Source organism: Natronomonas aquatica (assembly GCF_024449025.1).
GTDB classification, from domain to species: Archaea; Halobacteriota; Halobacteria; order Halobacteriales; family Haloarculaceae; genus Natronomonas; species Natronomonas aquatica.
Genome location: NZ_JAHLKM010000002.1, coordinates 344,585 through 351,904, shown reverse-complemented (window position 1 = coordinate 351,904; position 7,320 = coordinate 344,585). Strand labels below are relative to the sequence as shown.

Genomic DNA, 7,320 nt, shown 5'->3' with positions numbered 1-7,320 from the left:
CCGGCGAAGGCGATGGTGATGTGGTTGTCCGTCGCACCCGGGCCCTTCAGAATCGTCGAGGGGTACAGCATCGTCGCCTTCGATCCCATCGATCCCGAAATCCACTCCATGGTGGCGTCCTTCTCGGCGATGGCGCGTTTGGTGTTGAGGTTGTAGGTGTTTTTCGACCAGTTCTGCACTGTCGAGTACTGGACGTGGGCGCCTTCGTTGACGAACACTTCCACGCCGCCGGAGTGGAGATTAAAGGCCGAGTACTTCGGGGCCGAACAGCCCTCGATGTAGTGGACCTCGGAGTTCTCCTCGGCGATGATGAGCGTGTGTTCGAACTGCCCCATCCCCTCGCTGTTCATCCGGAAATACGCCTGGACCGGCATGTCGACCGTCGTGTCCTCGGGGACGTAGACGAACGAGCCGCCCGACCAGATCGCGCCGTGTAGCGCGGCGAATTTGTTGTCGCTCGGGGGGACACACTTCGTCATGAAGTGCTCGCGGACGAGTTCTTCGTGCTCCTGGACGGCCTTGTCCATGTCACAGAAGATGACGCCTTTTTCCTCCCAGCGTTCCTGCATGTTCTGATAGACGATCTCCGATTCGTACTGGGCGCCGACGCCCGACAGCGCGTTCTTCTCGGCTTCCGGGATCCCCAGTTTGTCGAAGGTGTCCTGGATTTCCTCGGGGAGATCTTCCCAGCTTTCGGCGCCGCCACGCGTTTCGATGTCGGGGCGGATATACGGGACGATCTCGTCGATATCGACCTCCGAGAGGTCCGGCTGGCCGGGCCAGTCGGTCGGCATCGGCATCTCCTGGAACTGCTCTAGGGCGCGGAGGCGCCGCTCGAGCATCCACTCGGGTTCGTCTTTGTCCTCCGAGATGACGCGGATGGTCTCCTCGGTGAGCCCCTTTTCGGCCTCGAAAGCGGACGACTCCTCCTTCTTGAACTCGAAACGGGCTTCAGTGTCGGTTTCTTGTAGATGTTCTTCGGAACTCATTATGTGTAATTACGTTTGGATGGTTATAGGGTTGTGCGTAACTGCTGATGGTTACGCCGTCTCGAATGCTTCCTCTCGAACCCACTCGTACCCTCTGTCTTCGAGCTTCTCGGCGAGCTCCGCACCGCCGCTTTTCGCGATCTTCCCGTCCAGCATGACGTGGACGTGATCGGGCTCGACGTAATCGAGGATGCGCTGGTAGTGGGTGATCTGGAGGATCCCGGTGCCCTGCTCGTCGCGGAGGGCGTTGATCCCGTCGGAGACGTCCTGGAGCCGGTCGATGTCGAGCCCGGAGTCGATCTCATCGAGCACGGCGATCGACGGCTCGAGGATGGCCGCCTGCAGGACCTCGTTCTGTTTCTTCTCGCCGCCGGAGAAGCCGGCGTTGAGGTACCGCTGGGCGAAGGACTCGTCCATATCGAGAAGTTCCATCTTCTCCTGGAGGATCCCCTGGAACTCCGCGACGCCGACCTCGCCTTCCTCGACGTTCCCTTCCATCGGCGAGGTGTCGTAGCCCGCGTCGTCTTCCTCGTCCGCTTCGGCCTCTTCGGCCTCCTCGTCCTCGAAGAGCTCTTCGCGCTCCTCGAGTTTGGCGTTGAGCGCCGTCCGGAGGAAGTTGACCATCGTGACGCCCTCGATCTCGGCCGGATACTGGAAGCCGAGGAAGATCCCGAGCGCGGCGCGCTCGTTGGGTTCGAGATCCAGGAGGTTCCAGGTACGCTGGTCGTCGTCGATGTCGATGCCCTCGAACTCGTCTTCCTCGATGTGAAGGAGTATCTCGCCGTCGGTCACCTCGTAGGCGGGGTGGCCGGCGATGATCTTCGCTGTCGTCGATTTCCCGGACCCGTTCGGACCCATCAGGGCGTGGATCTCGCCGGATTTGACCTCCAGGTCGACACCTTGGAGGATTGTTTCGCCCCCCTCCTCGGCGACTGACGCGTGCAGATTGCTGATTTCTAACGTAGCCATGTCTCGTCTGCTCTAGTATGGTACCGTGATACCCATAATGGTTTCGGGTTCAGCGTTGTTTACCTTCAGGAATTACAAAATTATTTTTGTTTGTGTAAAGTCACCAACCCGCACGATCGCGGATCAAACGAAGTTCCCGAGACCGGTCTGCTCTTGGCCGCTTTTGACTTCGTCCCAGGAGATATCCACCGCCTCGAGGATTCGGGCGATCGGCCCTTTCAGCGTCTTTTCGAGCATCTTCTCGTAATCGATCTCGAAGGCGTCGGGGAGCTGGTCGTCGTACTCGAAACAGATGACGTCCGGGTCGCGTTTGAACTCCCCGTAGAGGGGGTCCCTGGAGGGATCCAGATCCCGCTCGGATTCGATCTGTCGGAAGAACGCCGGGTGGACCTTCTTCAGATAGAGCCGCTTGGGTTTCGAGCCGCTGGCGAAGTTCGTCCCCAAAAGAAGGTTCGCGTATTTCGCCCCCCGAACCTGGGCGGTGTCGGTGTCGTAGTTGTCGAGTTTCTTGCCGATCCCGCCGGGGATCCCGATCTCCGAGGGGCTGACGTCGCCGCGCTGGACCCGCTGGATGACCTCGTGGACGTAGTCTTTGATGTCCTCTCTGTCCGCGCCGGTGACGATCATTTCCAAAACCTGCTTTTGTACCTCTTTCGTGATCGGCGCGATATCGGAGCGTTTGTACTCGAAGCCAGTGATGTCGAGGTCGTCGACGTCCTTGCCCTCCGACCAAATAATGTGCCCGGCGTACCGCTTCTTTTTGCCCGCCTGGAAGAACCGCCGGTAGAGCTTCTCGAACTCGATCTGGAAGCGGTGGGTGGAGGCGTTCAACCGCTCGGCGAACTCGTCGTAGGCGTCGTTGATGTGGGACTCGATCTCGAAGGACTGCTCGATGGCTTTCTCTTTGGAGATATCGCCGCCGAGTTCCAGCATGACCGAATCGGTATCACCGTATGTAACTTCTTTGTCAAGTTCGCTCGCTGCCTCCTCGGTAAACTCGATTACATCTCTCCCGGTTGCAGTGACAGCAGCGCCCATTTCCTTGTCGTACAGGCGGAACCGATCCCACCCGAGAACACCATATAAAGAGTTTGATATATTATGTAGTTTACCATTTCGGCCAGCAATAAGAGTATTATTATCTTCGACAGTTACGCAGTACACACCGTCATCGGCAGTACTTCGTGAGCCATCCCGGTACATCCGGAACGAATTCTTACCGTTCTCACTGCAGTAGATGCGCCATACCCCACTGTCTGAGGTATATGTAGCTGACAGTCCAAGGTGAGTACATAGCCGGAGTACATCATCTCGGAGCTGTTTACTCTTGGTAGTATACCTCCACGAGTTTACCTGCCGATCTCCATCACCTCTAATGAGGACTTCAAGGAACAGTTCCTTCTGTTCTTTCGACCCCTCGAATACGAGTTCCGGAATCCGTTTGTTTTCGCTGCCGCTCCCGCACAAACCCTCTAAGAGTTCTCCCAGTGGGCGACTCGAAAAACTTACACTACGATCTGTAACGTGATAATAATCGACAATAGAGTCGATCAGTTCCTCAATATCGCTTCGTTCTCCTGCTTGTTCCTGTGCTATTTGGACCCGATAATTCCCCGTTTTTGCTTCATACATATTACCTTCTGTTATGTACCAGGCCAACAATTCGAGGAAACGATCTGTCGAAATTTGCCGCTGAACGTTAGGTTTCCCGTATTTAGCCGCGACCTTCCCACTTCCGTCCGTAATCGTGTACTGGATATCGGTATGCTCCTCAAGTGTCGCGGGGAGATCAATACAGTCCGGGAGCTTATCATCATGGTTGAAGTCCCATTCGTGGGGTAATTCATAGTGGCAATAGTCGTAGAGGTCGCCAGCCTCAACGAAACCCCACGTATCTTCAGTGATTCCATTTTTGTCGTTCTTCCGGACGAGCATCCGGTGGTTCGGCGTCACGCTGAAGTCGATTTTGCTCGTCTCGATGTCGACGAGATCGCCCCGATAGTCCGGGTATTCATGCGTCTCGACGACGGGTTTGATCTCCATCTCCATCGTTTCGGGATCCAACGAGTAGACGTCGTCCCCGATATCGAGATCGCGGATGTTTCGGATTCCGGACGGCGTAAGAACGTCCGTGTCCGGCGTGAAACAGTTCATAATAACCTTGACAGCTGCCTGCTGTCTGTCGTAGGTCTCGTAGGCGTCCGAGCCCGGATCGTTCTCGTTGCGCAGCGATTTCTTCTCTTCGCGCTCTTCGAGCAGTTCGTCGACCATCTCCCGGATCATCCCGTCCGGTTCTTTCCGGAAGTGCGTCCCGTTGGGGGCGACGTAGGTCTCGCCGTCGTAGGCGTCGGGATCGACTTTCGTCTCCGGAGATGCGTTAATCGTTACCATGCACATGGGGTAGAGACTCTTCAAATCGAGTACACTCACCATCTCCTTGACTCCCGAAATCGGCTCGAAGACCGCCCCGCCCTCGTAGTCCTCGCTTTCCTGTTGACCCTTCGACGGCAAGGCGAACTCCCCGTGGATCTCGTGGAGGACGTACATGTCGACGGCGTCGCCTGGCGTGGTGGCGTCCTCCAGTTTACAGCCGACGAAGGAGGCGACCTCCTCCCAGAAGGGGACGATTTCCTGTTTGCGGTCCAACTCGACGCATAGCTCGACGTCCCGGAGGTTGTACTCGATGAGCCGTTCGGGGTCGTCCTCCCACAGATCGCCGATGTCGCCCGGGTACCGCTCCTTGCCGACGCCTAGCTCCTCCTCGCCGACGGCGTCGAGCCGGTAGGAATCCAGTTCCGAGAACTGCGTCCGCTGGTAGGCGTACAGCAGGTCGAAGACGACGCGGCCCTTGATGTCCGGACCGCCCCAGCCCGAATCCCAGACCTCGTTCACACGGGAGAGCCGATCGGAGTCGAGGCCCTCGTGGCGGTTCGCGAGGCGATCGATCCGGTCGATCATGTACGGGAAATCGAAGTCATCACAGTTGTGGACGAGACAGCCGTCAGCGATGAAGTTATGCGTCGTCGTTTCGATATCGTAGGTCGTCTCCGTCCCGATAGTTTCGATATTTTCGACTTCGACGAACACGTATTCCTCCCACTCCTCGGAGAGCGTTTCGTGTCGTTTCAGGTTGATATCGCGACGCTTCTTGTCATTGCCGATCCGCTTTGTGTCACTCCCGATTTCAGCTTCAAAAAGCGCATACGGGATGTTCTCCGAGCGCCCACTCTTTCCACCCTCGAGTGCTTTGGCTCGAGCAGTCTTTTCGGGATGGTTCATGTGCGGCAGTACACGTTTTTTAAATCGTTCTACATCTCGCTCGGCGTCAGGGATTCGGACGACGTTATCGTTTCGTTCCGCGTAGATACCGAGTCGTCGGAATAACTTCGTATACCAGTCACCGATAGTCGGATTCTTAGCTGCAATCGTTACGCTAGACGCGACGTTTCCGTCACCATCGACGGCGCCGGCGAGGAATCGAGCGATATATGCCTCCGGCATTCTGTATATCCTTGAGAGATCCACGTCGGTAGCGTTCTTATTACCGAAGGGGATTCCGAGACCGTTGAACGCCCGCATGATGGCGAAATCCAGAACGTTCTGTTTATAACAGCCCTTGCCGTCCGGCTCAAGCGTGGAGTCCCTTGGGAACTGATCGTGTAGCTCAGTCAAAGTATTATAAAATCGGACCCCGTCCGATGTTGACATCGATCCGTCGGTAAGTACCAACCCTGCGAGGTACATTTCGTGCTCAGTTAGTTCCCTATCGAGCGGCTTTTCAGTTCGTTTGGCGACCGTTCCTCCGTCCGGAAGCGTCACGTCATATCGATCAGCCGCTGTCTCACACCGTTGGAGACTCCACGCGGTTGGCTGGGAGTTCCACAGGGAACCTTTCGATACACCAAAGGTACCAGCCAGTTCAGAGACCGCGCCGTACGGAAGTCCCTCTTTGAACTCCCGGACCGACTCTTCGGTAAACCGCTGCCGTTCGTCCGGGATGAGTTCTGCAAGGGTCGGTATCGCCGGTGAGTCGACCCGAAGTTTCCGGGGTTTCAGTACGTATTCTCCTGGTTCGATATCGTGCCCTTGCTTCCAGCCGACCGTCTCTTCGTCACCGACCATCGTTCGGTGATCACCGGACGTCTGAAGAGACGTGCCGTCAGCCAACTCGAAGTGATAGATTTGCTTTTTGCTTCTCCATTTGTTTGTCACCTCGGTAACGGTACTCATCTGCTCGTCTGAACCAACGACGAGGTCACCGACTTCGAGGTCTTTTATCTCCCGTTCGCGCCCATCGGCCATCAGTATCTTCGTGTCGGCTGGAAGGCAGTTCCACCCGGTCAGGTAATCCGGGTCGGTCGTCTCGACGTACTCGACGTAGTCCTCAAGCATCTCGGCCTCGTCGTCGAACCCGCGTACGTCGATATCGAGGTCGGTCCCGCCGATCGGATCGTACCCCTCGATCACGTCGGGGCCTTGAGTTCCCTCCGGCGACTCGTACAGCCAGACGACGTACTCGTCGCGGTAGGAATCGTGGCTGGTCAGACAGACGATCGTCTGCTCGCCGTCCTCGGGGAACCCCTGGCGGTCGTCGACCTCGATATCGAGGGTGTGGACGCGGCTCTCGGCTTCGAGATCGACCGGCTCGATCTCGGCGTGGTGGACCTTCAGGCTCCCGTCCTCAAGGCGCCGTTCGGGCACCCGGACGCCGCTCGTGATGTCCTTGTCGATGAGAAGCCGGTTCGGAAAGAGGATATCGGCCTCGTAGTGCTCGAAGCGGTCCCGGAGCTGGCCGACGTCCCGTGGCGTCCGGCCGAAGACCTTGACGAGCGACTCGCTGCGGATCGACTCGTAGACGACGAGTTCGTCGTCGGCGTGCTCGCCCGTCGACTCGCCCTCGGCGGCCAGGTCGCCGTAGGTCTCGAGGCCGGTCAGCCGATCGTTGTCGAGCCGCGAGTCGACGACGTCGCTCGCGAGGAGCGGTTCCTCGGCGTCGACCGCAATATCCAGGTCGGCGATCGGCGTATAAAAGTATGGGCGGAAGCCGTGAACCCGAACGTGGACCGGTTCGTCCTCGCCCGCCGGGGTCGGCGTCCGACCGAAAACGTGCAAGACCGGATACTCGTCGTCGCCGCTCCCCTCGACAGTGTAGTCGACCTGCGTGACCGAACACTCGGTTTCGCCGGTCGCGTCGGGAAACCGGTGATCCGAAACCTCGACGATATCGGCGTCGGCGCCGGCGCGTTCGGTGCCGGCGACGGCGGCGGCCTCCTCGGCCGGCCGGTCGCCGTCGGCGGCTTCCGAACCGGCGAACTCGCCGAGCGTTCCCTGCTCCATGGTTCCACTCCTCGGTGCCCGTGGG

At 58.1% G+C, this 7,320-nt stretch carries 3 protein-coding genes; all 3 read right to left on the bottom strand.

Annotated elements, in window-relative coordinates; genetic code table 11:
• The coding region (gene sufB, locus KM295_RS03790) for a Fe-S cluster assembly protein SufB (RefSeq protein WP_272494294.1) at positions 1 to 989 on the bottom strand (989 nt) is incomplete at its 3' end.
• Positions 990 to 1,040: 51 nt separating this feature from the next.
• Complete coding sequence (locus KM295_RS03785; protein WP_256028537.1) at positions 1,041 to 1,958, bottom strand: ABC transporter ATP-binding protein; 918 nt, start codon at positions 1,956 to 1,958, stop codon at positions 1,041 to 1,043.
• A gap of 123 nt (positions 1,959 to 2,081) precedes the next feature.
• A complete protein-coding gene (locus tag KM295_RS03780) occupies positions 2,082 to 7,295 on the bottom strand; it encodes a DNA polymerase domain-containing protein (protein WP_256028536.1) in 5,214 nt (1,737 codons plus the stop codon).
• Positions 7,296 to 7,320 lie beyond the last annotated feature (25 nt).

Excerpts from the sequence above, each read along its gene's own strand:
- KM295_RS03785 (WP_256028537.1), bottom strand. The coding sequence starts at position 1,958 with ATGGCTACGTTAGAAATCAGCAATCTGCACGCGTCAGTCGCCGAGGAG.
- KM295_RS03780 (WP_256028536.1), bottom strand. The coding sequence starts at position 7,295 with ATGGAGCAGGGAACGCTCGGCGAGTTCGCCGGTTCGGAAGCCGCCGAC.